The sequence below is a fragment of the Sphingobium sp. TomMM7A genome (assembly GCF_055397305.1).
Genome location: NZ_AP027311.1, coordinates 1,566,718 through 1,581,446, shown reverse-complemented (window position 1 = coordinate 1,581,446; position 14,729 = coordinate 1,566,718). Strand labels below are relative to the sequence as shown.

The following is a 14,729-nucleotide window of genomic DNA, read 5'->3' as shown; positions in this document are numbered from 1 at the left end:
GAAAGGTCGGGAAGTCCCCCGTCCACTAGGGCAGGGGACTATCATGACCGACGTTCAGACCTACGCCCTCGGGCGCGGGGAATCGCAGACACCACAGCTGCTGTCCGGACTAGACCGGCTGGGCGAAAAGCTCGGCCGGCGTTTGCGTGCCTTGATTGAGCCTATCTCCGGCGTGCGCCCGCACATCGCGATGCTTGACGCGCGGGTGCTCGATTTCGGTGAATGGTCAGCCGAAGTGCCCGCTTTTTCCAGCATCGGCGTCTATCGCATCACCCCGCTGAAAGGGCAGATGCTGCTGCGCATGGACGCAGCCATGATCTCGACCTTGGTAGATTGCTTCTATGGCGGCCCCGGCAATCGCCCGCTGCCCGCGCGCGGCGAGTTCACGCCGACTGAGGATCGCCTGATCAGCCGTATTTCCGAAGGTGTGATTGGACGCCTCGTCGAAAGCTGGACCGATATTCTGCCGTTGGAAATTGGCCTCATCGTCCGTGAAGCGGGCATCGGCTTCGCGTCGGCCGCGCAGCCGGGCGAACAGATGGTGTTGCAGCGCTTCATGCTCAGCATCGCGCGAGATCAGGAATGGCCGATCGACCTGCTGTTCCCGCTGTCGTCGCTGCGCGCGGTGGAGCCGCTCATGGGCGCCAAGGCCACGGTCGATGAAGAACGGATCGATCCCGTATGGCAGGCGCGCATCGCCAACCGCATGCGCGACATCCGCCTGCCCGCCCGCACCGTGCTGGCACGCCCTAATCTCTCGCTCGCCGACCTCATGCAGTTGAAGACCGGCGACATCATTCCAGTAAACATCAGCCGCAGCCTGCCGCTGATCGTGGGCGACCGCATCGTCGCCCATGGATCGATCGGCGAGCAGGACGGCCGCGCCGCATTCCAGATCGAAAAGATAGCACAGGGACCAGAACAATGAGTGACATGAGCGAAGCGCCGCGGATTGACGGCTTTGCCGAAGAAGGGCTGAGCCGGATGGCGAGCAACCGCCAGTTCCGCCTGCTGGCCGACATTCCGGTCCGCATGTCGGTGGAGGTCGGCTCCACTTCGCTGCGTCTGGCGGAGGTCATGGACCTGGCCGAAGGCAGCATCGTGGAACTCGACCGTCAGGCCGATGATCTGCTCGACATCATGGTGAACGGCGCTCTGATCGCGAAGGGCGAGGTCGTCACGGTGAATGGCCGCTATGGCATCCGCATCGTCGATATCGCCGCTGCCGAAAGCCGCCTTGCCGGGGTCGAACGGCGCGGCTGATCGCCCGGTTCGCGCTTTTCCCTTGCCGCGCGCCGATCTTTCTGATTCGGAAGGGCGATTAACCATGATAGCGGACCGCGCCCCATGTTCTGGTACTTCGTCAAACTGCTGATCCTCCTGCCGCTGGTCGGCGGCATGGCCTTCGGCGCGCTGTGGCTCTGGCGCAAATATCAGCCCGGCCTGATGGTGGGGCAGGATGGCCGGTCCCTGAAGATGCTGGAGGCGTTGCCGCTCGGCACCTTCGGCAAGCTTGCCGTAGTCGAGTTCGAGGGCAAGAAGATCCTGCTGTCCGTCACGCGCGGCCGGATCGAGAAGATCGCGGAAGGCGATCCCTATCGTGTGGGGCGCTGAGCTTCTCCCCTCCGTTCGCCCTGAGCCTGTCGAAGGGCATCCCTTCTCTTCAAGAAGTAAAGGGCTTCGACAAGCTCAGCCCGAACGGGTGTCAGGGCGTCTGGTGATCGCCCTTCTGGTCGCAGGGCTGCTGTCTTGGTTGTTCTTAACGACCCCCGCGCTGGCCCAAGCCGCCGCCCCCGCAACGCCCGTCGATAATGGCGGCGCGCTGACCCGCGCGATGGGCGCGATCTCCGGCGACGGCCGCTCGCTGTCGCTGTCGCTGCAAATCCTCGTCTTGATGAGCCTGCTGTCGGTGCTGCCGTCGCTCGTGCTCATGATGACCAGCTTCACCCGCATCATCATCGTCCTGTCGCTGCTCCGGCAGGCGCTGGGATTGCAGCAGACGCCGCCCAATCAGGTGCTGGTGGGGCTGTCGCTGTTCCTCTCCCTCTTCGTGATGCGCCCCGCGATCGATCAGATCAACGCGCAGGCCTTCGACCCCTATGGCAAGGGTCAGATCAGCATCGAGGAAGCCGTAGGTCGCTCGGGCAAGGTGCTGCACGGCTTTATGACCAAGCAGACCCGCGAAACCGACCTCAAGCTCTTCGCCAACCTTGCCGAAGCGCCCGCCTTCCGATCGCCCGCCGATATTCCCTTCTCGATCCTGCTGCCTGCGTTCGTGACGTCGGAACTCAAGACGGCGTTCCAGATCGGCTTCATGATCTTCCTGCCGTTTCTTATCATCGACCTTGTGGTCGCCTCCACGCTGATGGCGCTCGGCATGATGATGTTGTCGCCGACGATCATCTCCATGCCGTTCAAGCTGCTGCTGTTCGTGCTGGTGGACGGCTGGGCGCTGACGATGGGATCGCTGGCCGGGTCGTTCGCGACGTGAGCAAGGCAATTTCCCCTCCACCGTTCGCCCTGAGCTTGTCGAAGGGCTTCTCTTCTTTTGAAGAAGGAAAGGTCTTCGACATTCGAACGAGGCGAGTGACTCGTTCGGACAGCCCGAACGGATTCTTGGGACGGAGATAGAAGGTGGACAATGCCGACTTCTTCATGGGCCTCGCCCAACAGGCGCTCTGGATCACCGCGCTCGCCGCCGCGCCGATCCTGATCCCCGCACTCATCGCGGGCGTCCTCATCGGCATGGTGCAGGCGGCGACCTCCATCAACGAACAGACGCTCAGCTTCATTCCTAAGATCATCGTCGTCGGCGGGATGCTCGTCTTGTTCGGCGGGTCGATCCTCGTCCTGATCGCCGATTTCACCCGCGAGATATTCGAACGCATCCCGGACCTGCTGCAATGATCGCACCGGGCTTCGCGAATGTGGAGACGCAGCTGTGGATCTGGCTTATCGCCATGATCCGTCCGGGCGCGGCCTTCATCGCGGCGCCTGTCTTCGGCGCGCCCTCCGTACCCCTGCCGCTGCGCTTCATCCTTTCGCTGGCGCTTGGCATGGCCGCGCTCAACAGCGTCACGATTCAGCTGCCGCAGGACGGCGTCGCCAGCTTCGCGGGCGTGATGCTCGTCATGGGCGAGGTGCTGGCCGGGCTCGCCATGGGCTTTGCGGTCCAGATCGGCTATGCCGCCGCCTTCGTCGCGGGGGAGACGATCGGCAATGCCATGGGCCTCAATTTCGCGGCCATGGTCGACCCCTCCTCGGGCCAGCATACGCAGGCGATCGGTACGTTCCTCTCGATCCTCGCCACCTTCCTGCTGCTCGGCATGGACGGTCACCTGATGCTGGCCAGCTTTGTGGTGCAAAGCTACAAGGCGCTGCCGCCGGGCGACGCAATGCTCAGTAATGACGCGGTCTGGCATCTGGTCCAGTTCGGCGGATCGCTGCTTGGCGCGGGCGTTACTGTCGCGCTGCCGGTCGGCTTCGCGCTCATTCTGGTGCAGATCATCATGGGCATCCTCGCCCGCAGCGCGCCATCGCTCAATCTCTTTGCCGTTGGCATGCCAGTCGCCGTCATGGCGGGACTCATCCTGCTGGCCGTCGCCGCGCCGGTGATGGGGGAAGGGCTCACCGCCGCGCTCAAGGCGGGGCTCGACCAGGCCCAGTCCATAGCGGAAGGCCGCTGACATGGCGGGGGATAATGGCGGCGGCGAAAAGACCGAGAAGCCAACCCAGAAGAAATTGCAGGACGCCGCCAAGAAGGGCGACATCCTCCAGTCCAAGGAACTGGCGACCGCGCTGGTGGTGATGGCCGGGATCGGCTGGATCGCGGTAACGGGGCCGTCCGTCGTTGAATCCCTCTCCCAGATGCTGATCGAAGCGCTGCGTTTCCGCCGGGAAGACATTACCGACTTCGCGCCTGCCGCGCGTGGCATGAGCCTGCTCACAGGCATCGCCCTGCCGGTCGGCGGCATATTGCTCGCAACGACGCTTGCCGCCATTGCGGGACCAGCCATCCTCGGTTCCCTCGGCTTCCGCCCCGGCGCCTTCGCCCCCAAGGCGTCGAAGCTCAATCCGGCGGCGGGCCTCAAGCGCATGTTTGGCATGCAGGGCCTCATCGAACTGATGAAGTCGATCGCCAAGGTAACGCTGCTCGGAGCGATCGGCGTCTGGCTGATCTGGGACCGGCTGACCGCGATCATCGGCCTTGGCTCATCGGGCCTCGCTCCTGCCATGTCGGACCTTGGCAATATGTTCATCATGACCTGCCTCGTCATGGCGGGCGGCCTGTTCCTTATCGCGGGCATCGACGTCCCGGCGCAGATCATGCAGCGGTCCAAGCGCCTCGGTATGAGCAAGCAGGACATCAAGGATGAACATAAGGAAAGCGAAGGCTCGCCGGAACTCAAGGGCCATATCCGCCGCCGTCAGTTCGAAGTGCTGAGCGGATCGACCCGCAAGGCCGTGGCCGAAGCCAGCGTGATCATCACCAACCCGACGCACTTCGCCGTCGCCCTGCGCTACAAGCCGGGGCAGGATGCCGCGCCCATCGTCGTAGCCAAGGGCTGCGATGCGATCGCCGCCGCCATTCGTGAGCTTGCCGATCAGAATGGCGTCACGGTGCTGCAATATCCCGACCTTGCCCGCGCCATCTACTTCACCTCGCGCGCTGGGCAGATCGTCAATGAAGGGCTCTACATGGCGGTCGCGACCGTCCTTGCCTTCGTCTTCCGCGTGGAAAACCGGATGGCGAGCGAGATCGATCGGCCCTTCATCAGCGTGCCCGACGATCTGCGCTTCGACGCCGATGGCCAGAAGCTTTAGAAAAATCGACACGGTGAACTAAATCTTAGGCATTGCTGGCCGTAATATATTCATGGGGACGCATTAGGATGGTGCGTCATGAACGAATATGTTTCGCGGAGCGATGTAACGCAGGTTGATCGGGTATCATCTCGAACGCCTTCGGCCGTGCCCGCAGTCCAACCGATTGCAGCCCAGCAGGGCGTCGATCCGCATGCGGACAAGCCCCAGAGCGGCGACACGAACTCCACTCTGTCCGAAGATGATCTCGCCAGCGCGGCAGAATATGCCAAGGTGCATGCCCGCGTGGCTGACATACTGGCGCAACTGCGATCGGCCTCGGCCGGACCCACGGTTGAAGGGGCGGAGGCCGAAATTCAATCGCTGCTGCCCGCGCCGATGATCCTGGTGCCGTTGCCACCCGCATCGAAGGAAGTGGTCGAAAGCGCCGTCACCTTGGGCAAACGCATCGCGGAGCAGGCAAGCTATGCCCATGCCGCGCAGGCGCATCTGCGCCGTGGCACGGTGGATCAGCTGCTTTCAATCGACGGTTGAGGAAAGATCGCCGCACGCGATCTTCCTCTACCCCATGAAAATCATTCCTAAAGGTCTTCATCCTAGAGCCGTTCTCATCCTCGAAAGGACGGACGATGACCTCGGTAAGCAGCAGCATTTCAACAGCGCTCGGCATTGGGTCCGGCATCGACACCGGCGCGCTGGTGACCAGCCTGGTGAGCGCCGCCCGCGACCCGAAGCAGAAGCAGATCACCGATCGTCAGAGCACCAATAATGCACGGATTTCGGCGCTCGCATCGGCCTCCAGCTCGCTCGATACTTTTGCCAACGCCCTGAACAGCCTGCTCGCCGGAACGGGTTTCGCGGGTTCGCCCGCCTCCAATGATCCCAGCATTGCGGCTGTCAGTCTGCTGCCGGGCGGTGTGCCAAAGCTGCCAGCGCAGCTTCAGGTGCAGCAGCTTGCCTCTGCGCAGACCATTGCCTCTGCACCCGTTTCAGGCGCAACCGCCGCCACCGTGCTTGGCGCGGGCAGCTTCTCGCTGACAGTGGGTAGCGGCGCCGCCGTCCCCATCACGCTTGGTGCCGGTGCCACCTACGCCGACCTTGCAGCGGCGATCAACGCAGCCGGGACAAGCGTCAGCGCCAGTGTCATCACCGACAATCAGGGCACGCGCCTGGTGATGAAGGGCGCGACGGGCGACGCGAACAGCTTTACCTTCACCAACACATCTTCGCCCGCAAACGCGGCGCTCGATGCCTTCACTTGGGACGGCGCGACTGGCGGGATGACGCGTCAGGTGCAGGCCAAGGATTCCATCGTCCTTCTGGACGGTGTCGAGCAGCATTATAGCAGCAACACGATCGACACCGCCATCGCCAACCTGCGCATTGACCTGAACAAGGCCGCGCCGGGCACCAATGTGACGCTGGCATCGACCGAGCCGACCACGTCGATGCGCGACCTGATGGTCGAGTTCGTGGACGCCTATAATACGCTGATGAAGGCGCTGAACACCGCCACGGCGGCCGGTGGCAATTCGTCCAGCGCGGGCGCGTTGAACGGTGAAGCATCGATCCGCGACATGAAGCGGCAGCTGTCGCAGATGACGTCGGCCGTGCTGGCGCCCACGGGGACCTATACGACGCTGTCGTCCATCGGTGTCAGCACCAATCGCGACGGCACGCTGAAGCTGGACACCGCCGCGCTCGACAAGGCGCTTCTCGCCGACCCCGCCGGGATCACCCAGATGCTGAACCCGGCGGTCAAGTCGGACACGAAGCCCGGCCTTGCCGGTCTGATGGACAGCGTGCGCGACAAGATTCAGCAGACGGATGGTCCGCTGGCTGCGGCAAAAAGCAAATATGAAAAGCTGGGTGAGGCGCTGACCGAGCAGCTGGAAAAGCTGAACGACCAGATGACCGACTATCAGGCGCAGCTTTCGAAGGTCTATTCGGCGATGGACAAGCGTCTGGCGGCCTTCAAGGCGACCCAGAACTATCTGGAACAGCAGGTCGCCATGTGGACCAAGAGCGATAATTGATAACAGGGGTCAGGTAAGATGTTCTATTCTCAACAGGGCTATGCAGGCAATCGCGCGGCACGCGGCTATGCGGCCGTGCATTCGGGCAGCCGGATCGAAGGCGCGACGCCCCATGCGCTGGTGAAGGTGCTGTTCGACGAACTGCTGATCGCTCTCGAAGCGACCGCGCTGGCCGAACGCAACAACGACCGGTTGAAAGTTTCCGACAAGCAGGCCCGCGCCATGTCGATCCTGATCGCGCTCGAATCCAGCCTCGACTTCGACAAGGGCGGCGACATCGCCATGGGCCTCGCCCAAATCTACCGCGAAGCGCGGCGCCTGCTGCTGCTCAGCGCCAAGGAACGCTCACCCGAACATGCCGAGCAGGCCCGCGACATCATCGCGGAAATCGCCGACGCCTGGAACCAGATCGCCTGACGATCCTCCAACAGCCGTCATCCCAGCGAAAGCTGGGATCTCCGGCGAGAGGGCACAACCCGGCCTCACGAGATCCCAGCCTTCGCTGGGATGACGAGCATGTAACATGGCTTGCACCACCCAGACGGCCCTAGTATAGGCAGCGCTCGCAAAGGGCGGCCCGGCGGGGGCCGCCTTTTTGCGTTTTGAGACTTTTTTCATCAGCCCCAGCGAAGGGAGGGCCACCATGTCGATTACGCCGCTCATGCCCGTTTACCCCCGGTGCGACGTCCGCCCGGTGCGAGGCGAGGGCTGCTATCTGATCGGCGAGCGTGGCGAGCGTTATCTCGACTTCGCCAGCGGCATCGCGGTCAATTTGCTCGGCCATGGCCACCCGAGGCTGGTGAAGGCGATCGCGGATCAGGCCGCGACGCTGATGCACACGTCGAACCTCTACGGCATGCCGCTCGGCGAGAAGTTCGCGCAGCGGCTGGTCGATTCGACCTTTGCCGACACGGTCTTCTTCACCAATTCGGGCGCCGAAGCGGTCGAATGCGCGATCAAGACCGCGCGCCGCTACCATTATGCCAATGGCGAGGCGCACCGTCACAATATCATCAGCTTCGACAACGCTTTCCATGGCCGTACGCTGGGCACGATCTCCGCTACGAGCCAGCCCAAGATGCGCGACGGCTTCGAACCGCTGCTGCCCGGCTTCACCGTCGTGCCGTTCAACGATCTGGCAGCCGCCACCGCTGCTGTCGATGAGAACACGGCCGGTTTCCTTGTCGAAACCGTGCAGGGCGAAGGCGGCGTAACGCCCGCCACCCAGGAGTTTCTCTCCGGCCTGCGCAAGCTGTGCGACGAGAAGGGCATGCTGCTGATCCTGGACGAAGTGCAGTGCGGTTACGCCCGCACCGGCACCTTCTTCGCCCATGAGCAATATGGCGTGAACCCCGACATCATGGCGGTGGCCAAGGGCATCGGCGCAGGCTTCCCGCTCGGCGCCTGCCTCGCGACCGAGGAAGCGGCCAAGGGCATGGTGTTCGGCACCCATGGCTCCACCTATGGCGGCAATCCGCTCGCCATGGCGGTCGGCCTGACTGTCCTGGACGAAGTGCTGGGCGAAGGCTTCCTCGACCATGTGAACAGCATCGGCGCGCGCCTGCGTTCCGCGCTGGAGCAGCTCATCCCCAACCACGACATGTTCGAGGATGTGCGCGGCCTTGGCCTGATGCTCGGCGTCAAGCTCAAGGACAGCAGCGACGCGCGAAACTTCGTGGCGCATCTGCGCGACAATCACGGGCTGCTGGTGGTGTCGGCGGGACAGAATGTCGTCCGCATTCTGCCGCCGCTCATCATTGACGAGAAGCATGTCGCCGAATGCATCGAAAAACTGTCCGCTGGTGCCCGCAGCTTCGCGGAGGCTTCAGCCGCCTGACATTGAATAGCCCCCTCCGTTCGCGTCGAGCGAAGCCGAGAAGCCTCATGCGCGTTTCTCGACAAGCTCGAAACGAACGGATGCAGGGAGAGTGAGGCCATTATGACCAGACATTTCCTGAATCTCTCCGACGCTGGCGCCGACGCGCTCGCCGCCATGCTTTCCGACGCCATCGACCGGAAAGCCGCCCGCAAGGCCCTGCCAAAAGGGCAGGCCGACGCCGATGCGCCGCTCGCTGGCCACACGCTGGCGATGATCTTCGAAAAGAACAGCACCCGCACCCGCGTCAGCTTCGACATGGCGATCCGTCAGCTCGGCGGCACCTCGCTGATCCTCGACGGCGCGACCAGCCAGCTTGGCCGGGGCGAAACCGTGGCGGACACGGCCCGCGTGCTCAGCCGCATGTGCGACATGATCATGATCCGCACCGACGATCATGCAAAGATCGAGGAAATGGCCCGCTATGCCACCGTTCCGGTGATCAACGGCCTCACCGACCTGTCGCACCCGTGCCAGATCACCGCCGACCTTCTGACGCTGGTCGAACATGGCGTAGCCTTGCCCGGCAGCCAGTGGGCATGGCTGGGCGACGGCAATAATGTCCTCCACTCGATCATCGAAGCGGCGGGCCTTTTCAAATTCGACGTCCGCATCGCTGTTCCCGAAGGCTATGAGCCCGACCACGCCTTCATCAAGGAAGCGCAGGCGCTGGGCGCGGGCATCAAGCTCACCCGTGATCCTGTCCAGGCGGTCGCGGGGGCCGACGCCGTCGTTACTGACACCTGGATTTCCATGGGTCAGGCGCATGCGGACGAAAAGCTGAAGGCCATGATGCCCTATCAGGTGACGCAAGACCTAATGGCAAAGGCAAAGCCCAGCGCGAAATTCCTGCACTGCCTGCCCGCCCATCGCGGCGAAGAGGTCGTGCCGGAAGTCATCGACGGCCCACAATCGCTGATCTGGGACGAAGCGGAAAACCGCATCCATGCGCAAAAGTCCGTGCTGCTCTGGGCGGCGGGCCGCCTTGGTTGAGTTTGCCGGACATATTCCTATCTAGCAGCGAACCGGCCGGGCGATAACGCCCGGCCGCCGCTATATTCCCGCCCTGCACCGGGACTAACGGAGCTTGTCTTGAACGCATCCGATATCGATCAGGCCCTGGGCTTCACCATCCCGTCGCGTCACGCGCGCGGGCGCATCCTTCGCCTTGGGCCGGTGCTGGATCAGGTGCTTGCCGCCCATGCCTATCCCCCGCCAGTCGAACGGCTGCTTGCCTCCGCGCTGGTCCTCGCCGCGCTGCTCGGCTCGACGCTCAAGGATGCGGGCGGACAGCTGACGCTACAGGCGCATAACGAACATGGCGTCGTCAGCCTGCTCGTCGCCGATTACAAGGGCGGCGAAGTGCGCGGTTACGCCAAGTTCGACGCCGATCGGCTGGCGGAGCTGGGGCCTGACCCGACGCTGTTCGGCCTGTTCGGCAAGGGCTATCTTGCCATCACCTTCGATCAGGCGGTGACCGGCGAGCGCTATCAGGGCATTGTCCCGCTCGATGGCGATTCGCTCGCGCAGGCGGCCGAACATTATTTCTTCCAGTCCGAACAAATCCCCAGCGTCGTCCAGATCGCTATCCGCCATGAAGCGGGGCAGGGCTGCTTCGCCGCAGGCATGCTGCTCCAGCATCTGCCCGAAGGTGAAGTGGGCCGCGAACGTCTCCACACGCGGCATGACCATCCCGAATGGGAACATGTCCAGGCGCTGGCCGTCACGCTCAGTGATAATGAACTAACCGACGAAGCGCTGCCGCTGACCGATATCGTCTGGCGTCTGTTCCATGAGGAAGAGGTGGTGCGCGTCACCGATCCGGTCAACCTGACCAAGGGTTGCCGCTGCGATCTGGCCCATATCCGTAGCGTGATCGGCCGTTTCCCCGCTGAAGAACGCGCCCAAATGGCTGATGAACAGGGGGTCATTGGGGTAGATTGCGCCTTTTGTTCGCGTCTGTTTCCAGTTTCGCTGGACAGTTTCGCGCAAGGCTGACACGAATTTATTGCGACTTCGGAACAGGTTGGGGCGTTAGCGGGGGCTGGCGCTATCAACCCGCCGGATTTGGGTGCATGAAGGCCGTGCCGCCATGCACGCGGCGAGCCGCTCCGGAGTTCGGGATGAAATACGGGGGCTATCGAATGACGTCAGGTCTGCACGTCTTGAGCGCGGCCATTGCGGTGCTGATCGCTGTATCGCCAGTCGGGTCGCAGGCGCTTTCCGAACCGCCGCTCAGGGGTCTGGAACCGGGCGAATGGGAATTGCGCGAACGGCCGGAGGAAGGCGGGAAGGTCGATATACGCCGCATCTGCCTTGCCGATATTCGTCAGTTGATCCAGCTTCGCCATGGCCGCAACAACTGCAAAAGGCTGACGATCGACGAAAGCGCCAAACGGCTGACGGTCAGCTACGATTGCGCCGGGGCAGGGGGCGGGCGCACCGACCTGCGCATCGAAACGTCCCGGCTGGTGCAGATCCACTCGCAGGGGATTGAGGGCGGCGCGCCCTTTTCCTTCAGCATGGAAGGACGGCGCATCGGCGCCTGCCATTGACCGCACCGCTTGCGCCAGCGCGCCTGTGGCGGTAGCGGAGCGCCCATGACTGCCAATGATGGGAAAATCGCTGTCGTCCTGCTGTCGGGCGGGTTGGATTCGATGGTCGTAGGCGGCCTCGCGCGCGAGGCGGGCTATGAACTGGTCGCGCTGACGATTGATTATAATCAGCGGCATCGCGTCGAATTGAACGCGGCCGCGCGCATCGCCGCTGTTCTCGGGGTCCGGCGGCATATCGTCCTTCCGCTCGATCTCACTGCCTTTGGCGGATCGGCGCTGACGGCGGACATCGCGGTGCCGAAGGACGGGGTGGGGCCGGGCATTCCCAACACCTATGTGCCCGCGCGCAACACCATTTTCCTGTCGCTTACGCTTGGCCTTGCCGAAGTGTCGGGCGCGAATGACATCTTCATCGGCGTCAATGCGCTTGATTATTCCGGCTATCCCGACTGCCGTCCCGAGTTCATCGACGCCTTCCAGAATATGGCGGCACTCGCGACCAAGGCGGGGGTCGAAGGGCATCCCGTGCGGATTAACGCCCCGCTCCAGCATATGAGCAAAGCTGACATCGCGCGAGAGGCGAACCGACTGGGGCTGGATGCCGGGATGAGTTGGTCCTGTTACGATCCCGCGCCGGGCGACCAGCATTGCGGGCTTTGCGACAGCTGCCGCCTTCGCTCCAGGGGTTTTGAGGAAGCGGGCCTGCCCGATCCAACCCGCTACGCAGCCAAGCCGTAAAGGACAAGCGGATGAGCTATGCCGTCAAGGAGATGTTCCTGACGCTTCAGGGCGAAGGCGTCCATAGCGGCCGCCGCGCCGTCTTCCTGCGCTTTGCCGGGTGCAACCTCTGGACCGGGCGCGAGGAGGATCGGCGCAAGGCCGTTTGCCAGTTTTGCGACACCGATTTCGTCGGCACGGACGGCGACGGCGGCGGCAAATTCGCCGATGCACAGGCGCTCGCTGACGCGGCGCTCGCCTTTTGGGGGACAGGTGAAGAGGGCCGCTACATCGTGATAACGGGCGGGGAGCCCATGTTGCAGGTCGATGATGCGCTGATCGACGCGCTCCACGCCCGTGGCTTCACCATCGCCATCGAAAGCAACGGCACGCTCGCGGCGCATCCCGGCATAGATTGGGTCTGCATCAGCCCCAAGGCAGGCAGCGACGTCGTGCAACGCAGCGGCAATGAACTGAAGCTGGTCTGGCCGCAGCCGGGCAGGGGTCACAGCCTCGCCGATGTGGAGGCGATGGAGAGCTGGGCTTTCGACAACCTGCTGATCCAACCCCTCGACAGCGCGGAGGCGGCGGCGAACATGCGGGCGGCGATCGATCTGGTCATGGCGCGGCCGAAATGGCGGCTAAGCCTTCAATCGCATAAATATCTGGGGCTTAGGTAAGGATCGCGCTGAAGCTAAACATCTCCCCGTTCGCCCTGAGCTTGTCGAAGGGCTCTACTTCTTAAAAAGAAGAGAAGGGCTTCGACAGGCTCAGCCCGAACGGGTTAAAGTGCAATGCTCACTAGATAGAACAAAAGAGCGAAGCCCTACGGCCCCGTCCATCACACCATCACTTAGCCGCCACCTTCTGCTCATAAGCCACTTGGCATTCCGGCCGCAGCTTGTCCTTCTTCCAGCATTTCTTATCGAAAGAAGGCAGGGTCAGCGCATAGCTCCGCCCTGGGTCGCCGTAAAATTGCTCACCCGCCAGCACCAGCGACTTCTTGATCGACCCCAGCCCCGTGCGCGCCACCTCATGCAGCGAACCGCGATTGGCGAAGATTGCCTGCCGCCCGACCTGACCCGCCGCCTGGCAGAAGCCGCGCTGCGCCTGGACGGTCGAATAGCCCGAATAGATGCGCGTGCCATATTTGTCGGCTGCGGCCTGGCCGGGTTTGCCCTTGCCCACGGTGCGCTGGAAATAGCCGAGCAGGACCGACTGCGCCGCATCCAGTTCCGCGTCATGATGCGCGATCATCGCATTATAGTTGCTGATCGACAGCAGCGTCGGTTCGAACTGGCACTGAAGCGCCGCGACGTTGAGCGCCGCGCGCAGGTTCCATACCAGGCCCGCGCGAATTTCTTCCGCCGTGGCGCCGGGCAGGCCAAGCGCGGTCGCAGCGTCCGCGTCCGTCAGCGGCGGGCTGGAAAAGTCGGGCGGCGACCAGAAAAACTGGGCGGCGGCCGGCTGAGCCAACAGCGGCGCGGCGGCAATCATCAATCCGGCACAGACCCGGCGCAGCGTGGAACAGGATGTCATGACTTCCCCTTTAAGAATGGCGGCCTTTGTGAACGACGATTGGGCAGGCTTCTCTTATGCTATGCCTTGCGTCCGGCGCCTGTATTGCGCCTGAACGCCTCTCTCCGTCTATTGATCCGACAGTATCTCTGCCTCGCCTTGCGTCGCATTGGCTGCGGCAGGTTCCGGCTGAGGCGCGGTAGCGGCGCTGTTATTCCCTCCAGCCGAGGGCAGGGCGGCCGACGGCGCTTCGCTCTGCACCCCGTCCAGGTCCGTCATGGCGTCGGTCGTCGTGCCGTCGACGGCCTCCAGATCCTTCATCTGGACCGTGTTGCTCCCCTTGTCGTCCTTGCCGCACGCCGCCAGCGCGGTGCAGCCGGTCAGCAGCAAGGCGGTAAAGATCATCCTCGCTTTGCAGCGCATCCGGGTCTCCCAAACATGTGATGCCCGGCGGCCCCCACCCGGCGAAGGCGCAGACCCTAGCCGCCCGATCCGCATTGCTCAACCCCCGCGCCACAGCGCCGCAACCGGCCCAGAAAGGCAGGGAAATGCGCCTTCAAAGCCGCGTCGAGATCGGCCATTGAGGCATTCTTGCCCAGCGCCGCGATGCTGGTGACGGGATATTCCGCAAGCCCGCACGGCACGATGCCGCCAAAATGGGACAGGTCGGGGTCCACATTGATCGAAAAGCCATGCAGCGTCACCCACCGCCGCACCCGGATGCCAAGCGCGCCGATCTTCGCCTCGCGCCCGTTGAGGTCATCGGTCCAGATGCCGATCCGTCCCTCCGCCCGCCGCGCCGCGATGCCAAGGTCGCCCAGGGCGTCGATCATCCACCCTTCCAGATGATGGACGAAGTTGCGCACATCCTTCCCCCGCTCGCGCAGATCGATGTTGAGATAGCCGATCCGCTGCCCCGGCCCATGATAGGTATAGCGCCCGCCGCGCCCCGCATCATGCACCGGAAAGCGCGGGTCGATCAACTCGGCCGGATCGGCGCTCGTCCCCGCCGTATACAGCGGCGGATGTTGGAGCAACCACACCCGCTCGCCCGCCTCCCCGTCAAAGATCGCCGCCGCCCGCGCCTCCATGTCGGCGAGCGCTTCGGGATAGTCCGCAAGCGCCGAATCAACCCGCCATTCGATCTGGTCGGCGACAGCAGGCGAAGGGGAAGAGGATGACATGGCACTTCCTTGACTTGGG

General features: G+C 63.5%; 19 protein-coding genes. 16 read left to right on the top strand and 3 right to left on the bottom strand.

Annotated features, from left to right (window positions below; translation table 11 throughout):
- The first annotated feature begins 43 nt into the window (after nucleotides 1-43).
- The 16 genes from ACZ5ZH_RS08005 (at nucleotide 44) to queE (ending at nucleotide 12,688) form a co-directional block, all read left to right on the top strand.
- A complete protein-coding gene (locus tag ACZ5ZH_RS08005) occupies nucleotides 44-928 on the top strand; it encodes a flagellar motor switch protein FliM (RefSeq protein ID WP_460986473.1) in 885 nt (294 codons plus the stop codon).
- Nucleotides 925-1,263, top strand: a complete 339-nt coding sequence (fliN, locus tag ACZ5ZH_RS08000) for a flagellar motor switch protein FliN (protein WP_460986472.1) — start codon at nucleotides 925-927, stop codon at nucleotides 1,261-1,263. Before ACZ5ZH_RS08005 ends, fliN begins: the two co-directional genes overlap by 4 nt.
- 84 nt (nucleotides 1,264-1,347) lie before the next feature.
- A complete protein-coding gene (locus tag ACZ5ZH_RS07995; protein ID WP_464771138.1) occupies nucleotides 1,348-1,614 on the top strand; it encodes a FliO/MopB family protein in 267 nt (88 codons plus the stop codon).
- A 103-nt stretch (nucleotides 1,615-1,717) separates the two neighbouring features.
- The gene (fliP, locus tag ACZ5ZH_RS07990; protein WP_449473821.1) at nucleotides 1,718-2,491 is read left to right on the top strand and encodes a flagellar type III secretion system pore protein FliP; all 774 of its coding nucleotides are present in this window, start codon (nucleotides 1,718-1,720) and stop codon (nucleotides 2,489-2,491) included.
- Between the two features lie 143 nt (nucleotides 2,492-2,634).
- Complete coding sequence (gene fliQ, locus ACZ5ZH_RS07985; RefSeq protein ID WP_460986469.1) at nucleotides 2,635-2,907, top strand: flagellar biosynthesis protein FliQ; 273 nt, start codon at nucleotides 2,635-2,637, stop codon at nucleotides 2,905-2,907.
- The gene (gene fliR / locus ACZ5ZH_RS07980) at nucleotides 2,904-3,686 is read left to right on the top strand and encodes a flagellar biosynthetic protein FliR (protein WP_464771137.1); all 783 of its coding nucleotides are present in this window, start codon (nucleotides 2,904-2,906) and stop codon (nucleotides 3,684-3,686) included. Before fliQ ends, fliR begins: the two co-directional genes overlap by 4 nt.
- Nucleotide 3,687: 1 nt before the next feature.
- Complete coding sequence (flhB, locus tag ACZ5ZH_RS07975; protein WP_464771136.1) at nucleotides 3,688-4,824, top strand: flagellar type III secretion system protein FlhB; 1,137 nt, start codon at nucleotides 3,688-3,690, stop codon at nucleotides 4,822-4,824.
- Nucleotides 4,825-4,902: 78 nt separating this feature from the next.
- Nucleotides 4,903-5,358, top strand: a complete 456-nt coding sequence (locus ACZ5ZH_RS07970; RefSeq protein WP_464771135.1) for a hypothetical protein — start codon at nucleotides 4,903-4,905, stop codon at nucleotides 5,356-5,358.
- A 95-nt stretch (nucleotides 5,359-5,453) separates the two neighbouring features.
- A complete protein-coding gene (gene fliD / locus ACZ5ZH_RS07965) occupies nucleotides 5,454-6,860 on the top strand; it encodes a flagellar filament capping protein FliD (RefSeq protein WP_464771134.1) in 1,407 nt (468 codons plus the stop codon).
- An 18-nt stretch (nucleotides 6,861-6,878) separates the two neighbouring features.
- Nucleotides 6,879-7,277 (top strand): flagellar export chaperone FliS, encoded by a 399-nt coding sequence (locus ACZ5ZH_RS07960; protein ID WP_449473811.1) that lies wholly within the window; start codon nucleotides 6,879-6,881, stop codon nucleotides 7,275-7,277.
- A 226-nt stretch (nucleotides 7,278-7,503) separates the two neighbouring features.
- Entirely contained in the window at nucleotides 7,504-8,697 is a 1,194-nt protein-coding gene (locus tag ACZ5ZH_RS07955; protein ID WP_464771133.1) for an acetylornithine transaminase, read from the top strand.
- A gap of 102 nt (nucleotides 8,698-8,799) precedes the next feature.
- Nucleotides 8,800-9,729 (top strand): ornithine carbamoyltransferase, encoded by a 930-nt coding sequence (argF, locus tag ACZ5ZH_RS07950; protein WP_464771132.1) that lies wholly within the window; start codon nucleotides 8,800-8,802, stop codon nucleotides 9,727-9,729.
- 99 nt (nucleotides 9,730-9,828) lie between these two features.
- Nucleotides 9,829-10,734, top strand: coding sequence for an Hsp33 family molecular chaperone HslO (gene hslO, locus ACZ5ZH_RS07945; RefSeq protein WP_464771131.1), 906 nt, complete (start codon nucleotides 9,829-9,831; stop codon nucleotides 10,732-10,734).
- 146 nt (nucleotides 10,735-10,880) lie between these two features.
- Nucleotides 10,881-11,291: a DUF3617 domain-containing protein gene (locus tag ACZ5ZH_RS07940; protein WP_460986460.1), complete on the top strand. Its 411-nt coding sequence runs from the start codon at nucleotides 10,881-10,883 to the stop codon at nucleotides 11,289-11,291.
- Nucleotides 11,292-11,336: 45 nt separating this feature from the next.
- The gene (queC, locus tag ACZ5ZH_RS07935) at nucleotides 11,337-12,029 is read left to right on the top strand and encodes a 7-cyano-7-deazaguanine synthase QueC (RefSeq protein WP_460986459.1); all 693 of its coding nucleotides are present in this window, start codon (nucleotides 11,337-11,339) and stop codon (nucleotides 12,027-12,029) included.
- Nucleotides 12,030-12,040: 11 nt separating this feature from the next.
- Nucleotides 12,041-12,688 carry a 7-carboxy-7-deazaguanine synthase gene (gene queE / locus ACZ5ZH_RS07930; RefSeq protein WP_460986458.1) on the top strand — a complete coding sequence of 216 codons (648 nt, stop codon included), beginning with the start codon at nucleotides 12,041-12,043 and terminating at the stop codon, nucleotides 12,686-12,688.
- 169 nt (nucleotides 12,689-12,857) lie between these two features.
- Here the strand turns inward: queE and ACZ5ZH_RS07925 are convergent, their stop codons facing one another.
- From ACZ5ZH_RS07925 to lipB, 3 genes are all read right to left on the bottom strand, one after another.
- Nucleotides 12,858-13,547, bottom strand: coding sequence for a hypothetical protein (locus tag ACZ5ZH_RS07925; RefSeq protein WP_449473799.1), 690 nt, complete (start codon nucleotides 13,545-13,547; stop codon nucleotides 12,858-12,860).
- Nucleotides 13,548-13,655: 108 nt separating this feature from the next.
- Nucleotides 13,656-13,949 carry a hypothetical protein gene (locus ACZ5ZH_RS07920; protein ID WP_460986457.1) on the bottom strand — a complete coding sequence of 98 codons (294 nt, stop codon included), beginning with the start codon at nucleotides 13,947-13,949 and terminating at the stop codon, nucleotides 13,656-13,658.
- A 56-nt stretch (nucleotides 13,950-14,005) separates the two neighbouring features.
- Nucleotides 14,006-14,710 carry a lipoyl(octanoyl) transferase LipB gene (lipB, locus tag ACZ5ZH_RS07915; RefSeq protein ID WP_464771130.1) on the bottom strand — a complete coding sequence of 235 codons (705 nt, stop codon included), beginning with the start codon at nucleotides 14,708-14,710 and terminating at the stop codon, nucleotides 14,006-14,008.
- Nucleotides 14,711-14,729 lie beyond the last annotated feature (19 nt).